This is a genomic window from Halomonas sp. HMF6819 (genome assembly GCF_044335525.1).
Taxonomy (GTDB): Bacteria; Pseudomonadota; Gammaproteobacteria; order Pseudomonadales; family Halomonadaceae; genus Vreelandella.
This window is the reverse complement of sequence record NZ_JBIQVY010000001.1, coordinates 331,163-343,600: the sequence shown is the minus strand read 5'-3', so window position 1 is coordinate 343,600 and position 12,438 is coordinate 331,163. Positions and strand designations below refer to the sequence as shown.

Genomic DNA, 12,438 nt, shown 5'->3' with positions numbered 1-12,438 from the left:
ACGCAAGCTTAGCGCACTATGCGAGGTTTGGGAGCGAGTTCCTGCTTGATTTGCGCGGCTACCTCCTTGAGGCGCGGCCCAAGGTTGTGCACCAGTCGATCGTGATCCAGGCGTACGCTGGAGCCACCGCAGTTGATTGCCATGACCTCGGCGCCATCTTCCAGAATGAGCGGCATGGCCACGGCGCTAATGTCACGTTGCCAATCCTGCTCCGAAAAACAGAACCCGTGTTGGGCGTAATCTTCCAGACTTTGCTGAATACCTGCTTCCAGTGCTGGCCAGTCACGCTCATGGTGCTGAGCGAGCACTTGAAGGACTTGCTCACGCTTACTCTCTGTTAGGCCACACAGCCATGCCCGGCCAATGGCCGAGGTGGCGATAGGAAGCCTGGAGCCCACATCCAGTCGAATGATCAACGGCCCGCTGCCGTGGCAGGTTTCCAGATACACCATGTCGCTGCGATCCGCACCGCCCAGGCTTACGTTGCAGTCCGTGGCTTCGGCAAACTTCTGCAAGTGAGGGCGAGCGATCTCGCGTATCCCCATGTTGCCTAGAAAGCGGTAGCCCAGCGCCAGTACGCCGGGACCGAGTCGGTACTTCTCCAGATGGGTATTATGCTGAAGATAGCCGAGCTGGGTCAGCGTGTAGGTGAGCCTGGATACCGTCGGGCGGGGAATGCGGGTTCGGTTGGAGAGCTCGGCGTTGCCCAGATACTCCTCACCGGTTCCGAAGGCGCGCAAAAGCTCCAGCCCGCGGGCCAGAGCAGTGACGAAATTGCGGTCCTTGCCGGGCGAGGCCGGGGCATCGCTATCGGTGTGTTGCATTCGGTCTTCCAATCGGTGGTGAATGGCGTTCATTATCGCATATGTCACCGGGGCCAGCGCGACACCCTTCAACGCAAGCGATCAAGCGTCGAGGCGCTCGATGACCGTGGCGATGCCCTGGCCCACGCCGATGCACATGGTCACCAGCGCGTAGCGGCCTTTAGTGGCTTCCAGCTGGCGCAGCGCGGTCAGAACCAGACGCGCACCGGACGCGCCGAGCGGGTGGCCAATGGCGATGGCGCCGCCGTTCATGTTCAAACGCGGGTCGTCGCTTGAAAGGCCAAGCCCTTGCAGGCAGCCCAGCACCTGCACGGCAAACGCTTCGTTGATCTCGATAACGTCCATCTGCGACAGCGAAAGACCCGCGCGGGCGAGCGCCTTCTGTGAGGCGGGCACCGGCCCTAACCCCATCACGCGCGGTGCAACGCCGGCCACGGCGCTGGCGACGATACGCGCCCTCGGGGCGACTCCGGCTTTCTCGCCTGCGCCGCGGGTGCCGACGATCAGCGCCGCGGCGCCGTCATTAAGGCCCGACGCGTTGCCGGCGGTGACCACGCCATCCTCGAAAAGGGCACCGAGCTTGGCGAGCTTGTCTTCGGTGCTCTGCGGGCGCGGATGTTCATCCTTGTCGATCAGTAGCGGCGGCTGTTTTCGGCCCTGGGGGACTTCGACGCCCATGATTTCGCCTTCATAAAAGCCCTGTTCCAGCGCCTTGGCGTAGCGTGCCTGGGAGCGAGCGGCGAAAGCATCGCCCTGTTCGCGGCTGATGTTCAGGTCGCGGGCAACGTTGTCGGCAGTTTCCGGCATGCTGTGATTGCCGTACTCACGCCCGATCCACGGGTTGGGAAAGCGCGAACCGATGACCGTGTCATACATCGGTTGATTGCGGGCGTAGGGGGTCTCCGCCTTACCCAGCACATAGGGCGCGCGGGACATCGACTCCACGCCGCCGGCTAGAAACAGCTCACCTTCGCCCACGCGCGCCGCGCGGGCGGCATCCATCATCGCCGCCAGGCCGCTGCCACACAGGCGATTGACTGTCTGCCCCGCCACCTCGATGGGCAGCCCCGAAAAAAGCGCGGCGTGGCGCGCAACGTTGCGCGAATCTTCCCCGGCCTGGTTGGTACAACCGGCCAACACGTCCTCGTAGCTTTCAGGCTTGAAGGCGTTGCGCTCGACGAGCGTCTTGAGCGTGAGCCCGAGCAGATCGTCCGGGCGAATGGCTGAAAGGCTACCGCCGTGGCGGCCAAACGGTGTGCGAATACCATCAAAAATGTAAGCATCGGTCATGACGTTTTCCTTGTTGTGGTCAATGGGCGTTTATCAAATAGGCCGGCCGAATCGGTTTCAGAATAGGATTCGGCCGAGTGCTTTCATTAGGCTTGGGTCAGCGGCATGTCGAGCTCGGCGCGACGACGCAGCCACGGGCTTGGGCGGTAGCGCGGGTCCCCGGTGGCCGCCTGCATCCGATCGAGAATGGTCAGAATGCGTCGCGCCCCGTAGTGATCCCCCATCTTCAGCGGCCCAAAGGGGTAGCCCAGGCCGAGTTCCACGGCGCGGTCGATGGTGGCCGGCTCGGCGACGCTTTGCTGGGCGATTTCGGCACCCACGTTGACGATGCAGGCCACGATACGCTGAAGCACGAAGCCGTTGCTGTCCTGAAAGGTGCTGACCGGCGTGCCGTCGTGATTGAGCAGAGCGGCGGCGGTCTGCAGATAATCGTCCTGGGTGACCGGCGTGACCATCAGGCTGCGGCGCTTTTCAAGCCCGGCGAGCATATCCACGGCGACGCAGCGGCGAGGGTCGAGCTCGAGGCGCAGGGCGCAGGTCGTGGTGTCTTCGCCAAACGGGGTCAGCAGGCAAAGCGCCTGTGGCGAGGGAGCATCCGTGGTTTCCAGTGTCCAGCCGGCGTCTTGCACGAGTTTGGCAAGCTGCGCCGCACTTTGCGGGTCGTCCTGGCTGACCCACACCGGTCGCGCCTCGGCCCCTGGAAGCTCGGGTTCCGAGGGCATCTGCTGCTTTCCATCCACGTAGCGGTAAAAACCCTCATCGGTCTTGCGGCCGAGAAGCCCGGCATCGAGGCGCTGGCGTGTCAGCGGGGAAGGGCGAAAGCGTGGCTCTTCATAGAACTGGTGGTAAATGGACTCCATCACCGCGTGGGAAACGTCGAGACCCGTGAGATCCAGCAGGGTGAATGGCCCCATCCGGAAACCGCCCTGATCGACCATGATGCGATCGATGGTGGCCACATCGGTGACGCTTTCGCCCAGAATGCGCAGCGCCTCGGTGCCGAAGGCGCGCCCAGCGTGGTTGACCAAAAACCCCGGCGTGTCGGTAGTCCGTGCGGTGAAGTGGCCCATCGCTTCGCCCAGCGCGCTCACGCGCTCGGTGACCTCGTCGCTGGTGCGAAGCCCTGGAATCACTTCGACGATTTTCATCAGCACCGCTGGATTGAAGAAGTGAAAACCGATGACGCGTTCCGGGTGACGGCAGCCCGCAGCGATGGCGGTGACCGAAAGCGACGAGGTATTGGTCGCCAGTACTGCCTGTGTGTCGACGATACCTTCGAGCTCGGAGAACAGTGACTGTTTTGCATCAAGCCTTTCGACGATCGCTTCGACGACGATGTCGCAAGGTGCAAGCGCTTGGAGATCGTCGGCTTTTTTCAGCCGCTCGCCGTATGCCGTCGCCTCTTCGCTTGATAGGCGCTCTTTCTTGACGCCGCGCTGCCAAAGGCCTTCGATGAACGCCTTGGCTTCTTCTACCGCGCCCTCCTTGACATCGAAGAGCCTTACTTCCAGACCTGCCTGTGCTGCTAGCTGTGCAATACCGCGCCCCATGGCACCGGTGCCCACGATTCCCAAGGTGCGAAACGGAGAAGATATCGTCGCCATTGAATCAATCCTTTATGCAAATCGATGATGTGTCGTTGCTTTGTTTTGCATTGCAAAACCAGATTCCAATTATTGACTACCATCCTAGGCTATGCAAAAGTGCTTGACAATAAGTGCGAACCTAAATTTCGCTGTGCAGAATGAGCTAGGTTTATAAGGCTTATCGATAGATGAACGCTTGCTTGAAAACACAAGGCTCAAAAAGAAAAGCCGTTCGAGCAGCAGCCCTCGAGATTCAAGTCTTTTTACGCGCTACGTTTTTAAGCACTAGGTTTTAAGTACTAAGTTTTTAAGCACTACTTTTTTAAGCACTACGTTTTTACGCACCAAGTTTCAAGGCCAAGCCGCTTTGCACGCCGCTGATGGACCCACCCCGGGTCGTCGGTGAGCCAAACGCCACTCTCTACTCTCTGGAGCCGTCATGATTCGCGACCCCGAATTGATCAATCAACTAGTCGATACTATCTCCCGTTTCGTGCGCGAGCGCCTGATTCCCAACGAAGCGCGACTGGCCGAGGACGATGCCGTGCCCGCTGAACTGCTGGCGGAAATGAAGGAGATGGGCCTCTTTGGTCTCTCTATCCCCGAAGAGTATGGTGGTCTGGGCCTGACCATGGAGGAGGAGGCGCTGGTCGCCATGGAAATCGGCAAGACCTCGCCGGCGTTTCGCTCGGTCTTCGGGACCAACAACGGTATCGGCGCTCAGGGTATTCTGATCGACGGCACCGACGAGCAGAAGGCCCGCTACGTGCCGCGTCTGGCGACCGGTGAGATTCTCAGCTCGTTCTGTCTGACCGAGCCGGATTCCGGCTCCGATGCGGCGAGTCTGCGCACCACCGCCGTACGTGACGGCGATTACTACATTCTCAACGGCACCAAGCGCTATATCACCAACGGCCCCGAGGCGGATCTGTTCACCGTCATGGCGCGCACCGACCCGGACAATAAGGGGGCCGGCGGTATTTCGGCGTTCATCGTTGAAGGCGATACCCCGGGGCTCGTGCGTGGCCCGGCGGACAGCAAGATGGGCCAGAAGGGGGCTCATACCTGCGACATCATCTTCGACAACTGCCGGGTGCCCGCAGAGAACATTATCGGCGGCAAGGAAGGTCAGGGGTTCAAGACCGCCATGAAGGTGCTCGATCGTGGACGCCTGCATATCTCCGCCGTTTGCGTGGGCGTTGCCGAGCGGCTGGTCGAGGAGTCGCTCAACTACACCATGGAGCGCCAGCAGTTCGGCGCCGCACTCGCTGAGCACCAGTTGGTACAAGCGATGCTGGCGGACAGCAAGACCGAGGCCTACGCCGGACGCACCATGGTGATGGACGCCGCTCGGCGTAAGGACGACGGCGAGAATGTCTCGACCCTGGCGTCGTGCTGCAAACTCTTCTGCGCCGAGATGGTGGGGCGCGTGGCGGATCGTGCGGTGCAAGTTCACGGTGGTGCGGGCTACATGTCCGAGTACCCCGTCGAGCGCTTCTACCGCGATGTCAGACTCTTTCGGATCTACGAAGGCACTACGCAAATCCAGCAGCTGGTGATCGCCCGTAACATGGTTCGGGAGGCGTCCTGATGGCTTTGTCGGTTCCCTACCAGGCGCCGGACGAGGATATCTTCGGCACGCTTGCAAGCGAGCTGGTGGCGCAACTACCCGAACGTCTCAGCACCCGGGTGCTGGAAAACGCCCAGCGTCTCGCCGAGCATCCGGCCATCGTCGATGGCGGGGTCCGCTGGAGCTACGCCGAGCTTGGCGATGAGATATGCGCCGCCCGCCGCTGGCTCGAAGGGCTCGGGTTTCGTCCCGGCGATCGCCTGATGACGGTGAGCGAAAACGGCCGCGCTCTGGTGGTGCTGCTTTTGGCGGCCAGTGAGATGGACGTCTGGGTTGCGATCGTCAACTCGCGACTCTCGGCGCAGGAGATCGATCTTATTCGCGATAACTGCCTGCCCCGACGCATCATTTATACCTGCGAGGCATCGATTGATGCCGCCAGCCATGCCGAGCGCCACGGCGCCGATCGCTATCAGCACCCGCAGCTCGGCGGGCTTGCCCTCTCGGCGCTTCTAGAAAGCGACCCGGAGCCGGTGAGCGAAAGCGGTGCCGAGCAGGTGGCCGCGATGATCTACACCTCGGGCACGACGGGAACGCCCAAGGGCGTGATGCTGACCCATCGCGGCATTCTCTATATCGCCTCGATTTCCGGCGGTATGCGTCACTTGAACGAGGGCCAGCGGGTTTACGGCGTTCTCCCCATGTCCCACGTGTTCGGCCTGTCGTCGGTCTGTATGGGCTCACTCTATAACGGCGCCTGCCTGTATACGGTGCCTCGCTTCGATGCCGCGCATCTGCTCAAGACCCTCGATGAGGAACGGATCAGCGTGCTTCAGGGTGTGCCGGCGATGTACGCCCGCGCACTCGAGTACCTAAAGCGCGAGCGCTGCGAACTCAAGGCGCCGGCGCTGATCTACATCTCGGCCGGCGGCTCGCCTTTGGACAGCGATACCAAGACCCGGGTGGAAGCGGCCTTCAACCTGACGCTTCACAACGGCTACGGGCTAACCGAGGCCAGTCCGACCATCAGCCAGACGCGTATCGATGATCGCCACGAAAGCAATACGGTCGGTCGGGTACTGCCGCTTCTCGAGTATCGTCTCGAGCCACTGGGCAGCACCGCTACCGGCGAAACCGCCGGTGACGAAGTGGGCGAGCTCTGGGTACGCGGTCCTAACGTCATGAAGGGCTACTTTCGTCAGCCTGAGGCGACACGCCAAAGCCTCACTGCGGATGGCTGGCTCAACACCGGAGATATCGCCCGGGTCGATCGTAATGACCAGCTTTATATCGTCGGGCGCAGTAAAGAGCTCATCATTCGCTCCGGGTTCAATATCTATCCGCCGGATGTCGAAGCGGTGATCAACGAGCACGCGGCGATCACGCTCTGTGCCGTGGTCGGGCGCCAGGTGGCGGGTAACGAGGAAGTCATCGCCTTCGTGCAGTGCGAGCAGGGCGTTGAGCTCGACATGGCCGAGTTCAAGGCGTTCATCGCCGAACGGTTGGCTCCTTACAAGCGGCCCTCCCGAATCGTCACGATGGAGGCGTTGCCTTCCACCGCGACGGGCAAGATTCTCAAGGGGCGCTTGCGTGATCTGGCCCAGCAGGAGGCGAGTGATGCGTCGAATCGATGATGATCAAAGCGGCGTGCCGATAGACGAGCCGGGCGGCTTCAATGATCTACTGGGGCTTTGCGTGGTCGAGTGGAGTGCCGACCGCGCCGTCATCGAGATGACCCTTGAGGAGAAGCATCTCAATCGAAGCGGCAACGTTCACGGTGGCGTGCTCTCTGCGCTTTTGGACAACGCCTTGAGCCTATCCGGGCTTTTTTGTCCCGTGCCCGGCAATGCTCGCCGCGCCGTCACGCTTTCGCTTAGCACCACGTTCGTTGGCCCGGCAAAGCAGGGTGTGCTGCGCTGTGTCGGCGTGCTGCGCGGCGGCGGGCGGAAGATCTACATGGCCAGTGCCGAGGTCGTCGACGAGCAGGGTAGGCTCATCGCCATGGGTGAGGGGTCGTTCAAGCGCTTGAGCGGCAGCGAATCACCTGATGGCGTGCCCATCTCACTACTCAAGGAGCGTCTGAAAGGACACCGCGAGTGACGCTTGCCCGCCTGCGGGTTTCGCTGCTGCTGGTGGTGACGCTGGCGACACTGTTGCATCTGGTGAGTGGTGGGGGAGTCTCCGTGGTGACCCAAGGGGTGGGGGTGGCGGCCCTGGTCGCCTACCTCTTCACGCTGTCCGGCCAGCTGAACGCCATGGCGCGGGGGCTGCTTGGCGTGGCGGGCTTGGTGAGCATACTGGCGATCGTTATCTTGCCGTCTCCGGCAATGCTCTTGTTCGAGGCGGGAGGCCGCTTCGCCTTTTTCGCGACCTTCGTGGTGGCGCTTGGCATGATGCGTCTGCCCGCCTACGGCTCGCCGCTGGTACGTCGCTGCGGACAAGCCATGCTGCTGCAGCCCCCTGGCCGGCGCTACCCGATTCTCTCTTTCGGCTCGATTTTGTTCGGTATCATCCTCAATATCGGGGTGTTGAACCTCTTTGCCGCCATGATCGAGAAGAGCAACACGCTCGAGGCGGCCCAGGGCCGCGCTTGGGTGCGTGAGGCGCGTCAGCGCCGAATGATGCTGGCGCTTTTGCGCGGGTTTGCCTTGGCCCCATTGATTTCGCCCATGGGAATGGGCGTGGCGGTGGTGCTCTCGAGCATCCCCGAGATCACCTGGCTCGAGCTTGCGCCTTATGTGTTTTTCGCTGCGGGCCTTACCTTTCTGATCGGTTGGGGGGTGGATTACCTGACCGGCCCGCACCCGTCCGCCGACAGCACGCGTGTTGCGCCGTCACTGCTGCCGCTGGCCCGATTCAGCGCGCTGTTGGCCGCCGTGGTTGCGCTGGTGGTATTGATCGCCTTGCTTTTGGGGGTTCGCCTGCCGGTGGCGACGCTGATCGGCGCGCCTGCCAGCGCGCTTTTGTGGCTTGCCTGGCAGCGTCGCCGGCTCGGCCACGGGGGCCTTCCCGGCGCCATTGCCACCGCCCATCGCAAGCTTCCCTGGCTTCTCTCGCCTAGCGCCAACGAGATCGTGGTGCTCGGGGCGGCGGGCTATCTTGGGCACCTGTGTATCGCGCTCGTGGATACCCAGTCGCTGGCACCGCTTCTCTCAATACTCAATACGTTGGGAGCACTGAATGCTGTGTTGGCCATGCTCACGGTGCTGGGGCTCGCCCAGCTCGGGGTGAATCCCATCGTCACGGTAACGCTATTGGCGGGGCTTCTGCCCACGCTCGGCATCGACGGTCTGCCGCCGGTTTTGATTGCCGCTTCGCTCATGGTGGGCTGGGCGCTATCGCTGATGTCGTCACCGATGACCGCATCGATGCTCATCCTTTCGCGCTTCACCGGCGTGTCCACCCTACACATCGGCTATCGTTGGAACGGGCGATTTCTGCTCGCCACCGTGCCGCTGCTGGCGCTTTGGTTTGCCTGCTCGCCTGTTTGAAGCGTGTGGTTCGCGCTTGATTTTTGCGCCGGGTTTTTTTACTGTTGATTTCTATAAATTGAAATAATGTTTTGCTTTGCGGAACGATAAACCAGGCAGGAGCATCCAATGAAGATACTCGTCGCGGTCAAACGCGTCATCGATTACAACGTGAAAATTCGCGTCAAGGCGGACCATTCGGACGTGGATCTCACCAACGTCAAGATGGCCATGAACCCCTTCTGCGAGATCGCCGTGGAAGAGGCGGTGCGTCTGAAGGAGCAGGGCGTGGCCACGGAAGTGGTCGCCGTGAGCATTGGCCCGAAAGCCGCCCAGGAGCAGCTGCGCACCGCGCTGGCGCTCGGTGCCGACCGTGCGATTCAGATCGAGACCGACGAGCGCGTCGAGTCGCTGGCGGTGGCAAAACTGCTGGCGAAGGTGGTCGAACAGGAGCAGCCGGGGCTGGTGATTCTCGGCAAGCAGGCGATCGACACCGACAACAACCAGACCGGCCAGATGCTCGCGGCGCTTGCGAACCTGCCCCAGGCGACTTTCGCCTCGAAGGTCGCCGTCGACGGCGACAAGGTTACCGTCACCCGCGAGATCGACGGCGGCCTGCAGACCCTGTCGCTGTCGCTTCCGGCGATCGTCACCACCGATCTGCGCCTCAACGAGCCGCGTTACGCCAAGCTTCCCGACATCATGAAGGCCAAGAAGAAGCCGATGGACGTCAAGACCCCGGCGGACTACGGCGTCGAGGTGGGATCAAAAGTGAGCCTGGTGAAAGTCGAAACGCCGGCGGAGCGCAAGGGCGGGGTGAAAGTGGCCTCGGTCGACGAGCTGGTCGACAAGCTCAAGAACGAAGCGAAGGTGCTTTGATCACTCCACCGTCCGACTGCCTCTTTCACCGTTATTCCAGGGAGTACACTCCATGAGCATTCTGGTACTGGCCGATCTCCACGACGGCCACCTGCTTGACGCCACCGCCCACGTGGTGGCCGCCGCCCGCGAGATCGGCGGCGATATCGATGTATTGATCGCCGGCGAAGGCGTTCAGGCCGCCGCCGATCAGGCCGCGAAGCTCGACGGCGTCACCCGGGTTCGGCTGGCGGATAACACCGTCTACGCCCACCAGCTCGCCGAGCCGCTGGGCGCACTGATCGTGGCGCTGGCCGACGACTACACCCATATTCTCACCAGCGCCTCGACCACCGGCAAGAACGTGCTGCCGCGGGTCGCCGCGCTCAGGGACGTCAGCCAGCTCTCCGAGATCGTTGCGGTCGACGGCCCGGACACCTTCAAGCGTCCGATCTACGCCGGCAACGCCATCGCCACGGTGAAAAGCGACGACGCGCTCAAGGTCATGACCGTGCGCACCACGGCGTTTGACGCCGTGGGTAGCGACAACGCCGCCTCGATCGAAGCCCTCGACACCGTGGTCGACAACGACCAGTCGCAGTTCATCGGTGAGGAGCTCGCGCAGTCCGACCGCCCGGAGCTGGGGGGCGCGAAGGTCGTGATCTCCGGTGGCCGCGGCATGGGCAACGGCGAGAACTTCAAGCTGCTCGACGGCATCGCCGACAAGCTGGGTGCGGCGGTCGGCGCCTCGCGGGCGGCGGTGGACGCAGGGTTCGTACCCAACGACATGCAGGTGGGTCAGACCGGCAAGATCGTGGCCCCGGATCTGTACATCGCGGTGGGCATCAGTGGCGCGATCCAGCACCTGGCGGGGATGAAGGACTCGAAGGTGATCGTGGCGATCAACAAGGACGAGGAAGCGCCGATCTTCCAGGTAGCGGATTACGGGCTGGTGGGGGATCTGTTCGAGCTTCTGCCGGAACTCGAGAGCAAGCTCTAGTAGCGCAGGAGGACCTCGAAGGCCTCTTGTGGTAACGATGTCTGCGGCCGGCGCTTGCCGGCCGTTTCGATTGTGACACCTTTTATTTCCACCTGATTCGACTGCGAGCTGACCATGCTGAACGATCTTACCGATTCGCTGGCGCTGCCAGTGATCGGCTCTCCCATGTTCATCGTCTCCGGCCCTGAACTCGTTATTGCCCAGTGCCAGGCCGGTATCATCGGTGCTTTTCCCGCGCTCAACGCCCGTCCGGCAGAGGCGCTGCGCCAATGGCTTGAACAAATCAGCGAGCAACTGCGGCAGTACAGCGATGAGCATCCCGACGCACCGGCGGCGCCGTTTGCGGTGAACCAGATCGTGCATCCGACCAACGACCGCCTTGAGCACGACGTGGCGCTATGCGCCGAGTTCGAGGTGCCGCTAGTGATCACCAGCCTACACGCGCCGAACCAGGTGGTGGAGCAGGTACACGCCTATGGCGGGCAGGTCTTTCACGATGTCACCACGCTGCGCCACGCTAGAAAAGCCGTCGAGGCCGGCGTGGATGGCTTGATTTTGGTCTGTCAGGGCGCCGGAGGCCACGCCGGTCGGCTCAACCCCTTCGCCTTTCTGGCGGAGGTGCGCGCCTTTTTTGATGGGCCGCTAGTGCTTGCCGGCTCGATCACACGCGGCGAGCAGATCGCGGCGGCCCGCGCCATGGGCGCTGACATGGTCTACATGGGCACCCGCTTTATCGCAACTCAAGAGGCCAACGCCGAGGCGTCGTACAAGCAGATGGTGCTGGAGGCTGCAGCGGGAGATATCGTTTACACCAATCTTTTTACCGGGGTGCACGGCAACTATCTGCGTCAGAGCATCGAGGCGGCGGGGCTTGACCCGAACGCGCTTCCCGAGGGCGACAAGAGCGCCATGCGTTATGGCTCCGGCGGCAGCAGCAAGGCGAAGGCTTGGCGGGATATATGGGGTGCGGGGCAGGGCGTGGGGTCGATCGACTCACTGGAGAGCGTGGCGACCTCGGTCGCCACATTATCGCGCGATTACCGTCAGGCGTTGGACGCCTTGCGCCGGCTCTGACGAAACGCCGCGAGCCGTTCCTTGAACTCGTCTGATGCCTTGCACTGATCCTGAAGCTCGCCTTCGAGCTTCATGGTATCGACAAGAGAGAACTCCTGGGCGCTGCGAAGCGCTCGTTTGGTGGCCGCTAGCGCCTGGGATGACTGCTTGACCAGTTGGCTTGCCAGCTCACGTGCCTGAGCCACGACCTCGTTGTCGTCCACGACACGGTTGGCAAGACCCAGCGACCGGCAGCGCTCTGCATCAATGGGGGTAGCCAGTGCGGCCATCTCGAAAGCCTGAGTGTGGCCCAGTTTGCGCACCAGATGCCAGCTGGCACCGCCATCGGGAATAAGACCGATATTGATGAACGCAAGCTTCAAGTAGGCCGAGCGGCCCATTACCACCATGTCGCTTGCCAGCACGTAGGAGACGCCAATACCCGCTGCCGCTCCGCCCACCGCAGCGATCACGGGTTTCTCCATGGCCATCAGGCTTTTTAGAGCGGGCAGGAAAAGCCGCGCCAATCGTTCGCTGGCCGGCTGAGCACCGGCCTTCTCGAACTCCCCAAGGTCGGCACCGGCGCAAAACGCGCTGGCTTCGCCGCGCAGAATCACGCAGCGCGCATCAGCATTTTCGGCAACGCCTTTCAAGGCATCGCCAAGCGCCAGCGCAGTCTCTTCGTTCAAGGCGTTGCGCACGCTCGGGCGATTGATCACCACCTCGACAACGCCTTCTTCCACGGCGCTGACGGTGACCACTTCATCGGGGTAGGACGACATGCAAA

11 protein-coding genes are annotated in these 12,438 nt (G+C 62.2%); 7 read left to right on the top strand and 4 right to left on the bottom strand.

The features are described from left to right. Nucleotides 1-8: 8 nt before the first annotated feature. The 3 genes from ACGLWX_RS01610 to ACGLWX_RS01600 form a co-directional block, all read right to left on the bottom strand. Nucleotides 9-824 (bottom strand): IclR family transcriptional regulator, encoded by an 816-nt coding sequence (locus ACGLWX_RS01610; protein ID WP_252109778.1) that lies wholly within the window; start codon nucleotides 822-824, stop codon nucleotides 9-11. 81 nt (nucleotides 825-905) lie between these two features. Beyond that, nucleotides 906-2,114, bottom strand: a complete 1,209-nt coding sequence (locus ACGLWX_RS01605) for a 3-oxoadipyl-CoA thiolase (RefSeq protein ID WP_396236786.1) — start codon at nucleotides 2,112-2,114, stop codon at nucleotides 906-908. Between the two features lie 86 nt (nucleotides 2,115-2,200). Next, a complete protein-coding gene (locus tag ACGLWX_RS01600) occupies nucleotides 2,201-3,718 on the bottom strand; it encodes a 3-hydroxyacyl-CoA dehydrogenase (RefSeq protein ID WP_396236784.1) in 1,518 nt (505 codons plus the stop codon). A 421-nt stretch (nucleotides 3,719-4,139) separates the two neighbouring features. On the opposite strand from ACGLWX_RS01600, the gene ACGLWX_RS01595 reads away from it, so the two are divergent. From ACGLWX_RS01595 to ACGLWX_RS01565, 7 genes are all read left to right on the top strand, one after another. After that, complete coding sequence (locus ACGLWX_RS01595) at nucleotides 4,140-5,291, top strand: acyl-CoA dehydrogenase family protein (RefSeq protein WP_396236782.1); 1,152 nt, start codon at nucleotides 4,140-4,142, stop codon at nucleotides 5,289-5,291. A gap of 62 nt (nucleotides 5,292-5,353) precedes the next feature. After that, entirely contained in the window at nucleotides 5,354-6,904 is a 1,551-nt protein-coding gene (locus ACGLWX_RS01590) for a class I adenylate-forming enzyme family protein (RefSeq protein ID WP_396238156.1), read from the top strand. After that, nucleotides 6,888-7,370, top strand: coding sequence for a PaaI family thioesterase (locus ACGLWX_RS01585; RefSeq protein WP_396236780.1), 483 nt, complete (start codon nucleotides 6,888-6,890; stop codon nucleotides 7,368-7,370). Before ACGLWX_RS01590 ends, ACGLWX_RS01585 begins: the two co-directional genes overlap by 17 nt. Next, complete coding sequence (locus ACGLWX_RS01580) at nucleotides 7,367-8,761, top strand: hypothetical protein (protein WP_396236778.1); 1,395 nt, start codon at nucleotides 7,367-7,369, stop codon at nucleotides 8,759-8,761. The genes ACGLWX_RS01585 and ACGLWX_RS01580 overlap by 4 nt, the downstream gene beginning before the upstream one ends. Before the next feature lie 108 nt (nucleotides 8,762-8,869). After that, a complete protein-coding gene (locus tag ACGLWX_RS01575; protein ID WP_396236776.1) occupies nucleotides 8,870-9,619 on the top strand; it encodes an electron transfer flavoprotein subunit beta/FixA family protein in 750 nt (249 codons plus the stop codon). A 52-nt stretch (nucleotides 9,620-9,671) separates the two neighbouring features. After that, complete coding sequence (locus ACGLWX_RS01570; protein WP_396236774.1) at nucleotides 9,672-10,598, top strand: electron transfer flavoprotein subunit alpha/FixB family protein; 927 nt, start codon at nucleotides 9,672-9,674, stop codon at nucleotides 10,596-10,598. A 114-nt stretch (nucleotides 10,599-10,712) separates the two neighbouring features. After that, nucleotides 10,713-11,672 (top strand): nitronate monooxygenase family protein, encoded by a 960-nt coding sequence (locus ACGLWX_RS01565; RefSeq protein ID WP_252108891.1) that lies wholly within the window; start codon nucleotides 10,713-10,715, stop codon nucleotides 11,670-11,672. Here ACGLWX_RS01565 and ACGLWX_RS01560 read toward each other — a convergent pair. Beyond that, nucleotides 11,642-12,433: an enoyl-CoA hydratase/isomerase family protein gene (locus ACGLWX_RS01560; RefSeq protein ID WP_252108890.1), complete on the bottom strand. Its 792-nt coding sequence runs from the start codon at nucleotides 12,431-12,433 to the stop codon at nucleotides 11,642-11,644. The genes ACGLWX_RS01565 and ACGLWX_RS01560 overlap by 31 nt on opposite strands. Between the last annotated feature and the right edge of the window lie 5 nt (nucleotides 12,434-12,438).

Excerpts from the sequence above, each read along its gene's own strand:
- ACGLWX_RS01560 (WP_252108890.1), bottom strand. The coding sequence starts at position 12,433 with ATGTCGTCCTACCCCGATGAAGTGGTCACCGTCAGCGCCGTGGAAGAA.
- ACGLWX_RS01575 (WP_396236776.1), top strand. The coding sequence starts at position 8,870 with ATGAAGATACTCGTCGCGGTCAAACGCGTCATCGATTACAACGTGAAA.
- ACGLWX_RS01610 (WP_252109778.1), bottom strand. The coding sequence starts at position 824 with ATGCAACACACCGATAGCGATGCCCCGGCCTCGCCCGGCAAGGACCGC.
- ACGLWX_RS01585 (WP_396236780.1), top strand. The coding sequence starts at position 6,888 with ATGCGTCGAATCGATGATGATCAAAGCGGCGTGCCGATAGACGAGCCG.
- ACGLWX_RS01600 (WP_396236784.1), bottom strand. The coding sequence starts at position 3,718 with ATGGCGACGATATCTTCTCCGTTTCGCACCTTGGGAATCGTGGGCACC.
- ACGLWX_RS01605 (WP_396236786.1), bottom strand. The coding sequence starts at position 2,114 with ATGACCGATGCTTACATTTTTGATGGTATTCGCACACCGTTTGGCCGC.
- ACGLWX_RS01570 (WP_396236774.1), top strand. The coding sequence starts at position 9,672 with ATGAGCATTCTGGTACTGGCCGATCTCCACGACGGCCACCTGCTTGAC.
- ACGLWX_RS01565 (WP_252108891.1), top strand. The coding sequence starts at position 10,713 with ATGCTGAACGATCTTACCGATTCGCTGGCGCTGCCAGTGATCGGCTCT.
- ACGLWX_RS01595 (WP_396236782.1), top strand. The coding sequence starts at position 4,140 with ATGATTCGCGACCCCGAATTGATCAATCAACTAGTCGATACTATCTCC.